Annotated in this window: 2 protein-coding genes; both read left to right on the top strand. The window is 48.2% G+C overall.

Annotation, left to right across the window (positions count from 1 at the left end; genetic code table 11):
- Positions 1–756 (top strand): OmpA family protein (locus DW917_RS15905; RefSeq protein WP_147344236.1); only part of this gene is annotated, 756 nt, incomplete at its 5' end.
- A 20-nt stretch (positions 757–776) separates the two neighbouring features.
- A partial coding sequence (locus DW917_RS17865) for a FimB/Mfa2 family fimbrial subunit (protein WP_233524790.1) occupies positions 777–1,266 on the top strand: 490 nt, incomplete at its 3' end.

The following is a 1,266-nucleotide window of genomic DNA, read 5'->3' on the forward strand; positions in this document are numbered from 1 at the left end:
GATTTGGCTGTTTCACCTCATATATATGCAGTAACGACCAAAGCTGACATCCATACTATAGCCGATGAAGCCAAAGTGATGAAAGGTTCAACCAACTGGCATTTGGGTTATGGCGCAGACTTGCAGGTGGGCTACCAACTGACTTCATGTCTGAAATTGGGCATCTATTCCGGTTTGACCCGTCTTACTGGCGAACGTATGGATGGAATGCCAGAGCATCTGCACAAGAACAACTTCGTTTGGGAAAGCGGCATCAGACTGGGCATCAACTTCACCAAGGCAAAGAAAAGGAAAATGATGGAAACCTCAACCATTCCTCAGCCGGAAGTCCAGCAACAGCTGACTACCCCAGAGGAGAACACCCAACAGCAAGAGTCGGCTGCCAAGGCGGATAAGGCAGAAACCAAGGTTGCAGAACAAGACATTGCTGAAACCTCAGAGGTGAAATTCCCTGTTATCTACTTCGATTTCAACAGTATCGCCATCAACCCTGACGAGGAATCCAAGCTGAACGAAATCCTCCATATATTAAAGGAGAATCCGGATATGAAGGTGACGGTGACAGGCTGGTGCGACACCAGGGGCAGCGTAGCGGTGAACAGGCGCATTTCTCGCCAGCGAGCAGAAACCCTGAAGGCCTGGCTGGTAAAGAAAGGCATAGCTGCAAGCCGCATTTCGGCTGCAGGTAAGGGAAGCGACGGATCTCGCGAAGCCCAGAAAGCTCGCCGAGTAGAGACTAAAGATAATAATCAGTAACCCATAAAACAAGATAGAGAATGAAAGCAAAAAGAAGATTTAATATTTGGTTATGGGTGCTGTTATGCGTCCCATGCCTCTTGGCAAGCTGCGACCATGATGTTCATAATGGTGAGGATGAGGGTGGCTTGTCAGTATCACTCACTTGGGCAGATGAAGCCGACCAAGGTACGGAAGTGAAAGACGTGAAGCTCTGGATATTCAATGCCGATGACGGTTCGCTTGTAGAGGAAAAACATTATGGTAGTGCGCAGGAGGTGGCAAGCCAACGCTTCGCTCTTCCTGTAGGGCATTATCAGATATTGGCTATTACCAATCTCATAGAGCCATTCTTCACCACTGACCAGACCAGGGCTTTGACTAATTGGAACAATATCCAAATAGGCTTGACCAATCCCAAGGATGTAAGGAACAATGCCTATTTCGGAGTTGCCGATGTGAAGATAGACAACAAGGAAGGCAGCTATGTGGTGCAAAACCCTATGAAGAGCGTGCTTTCGGAACTGACCG

Source organism: Prevotella sp. AM42-24, from assembly GCF_003461825.1.
Lineage (GTDB): Bacteria > Bacteroidota > Bacteroidia > Bacteroidales > Bacteroidaceae > Prevotella > Prevotella hominis.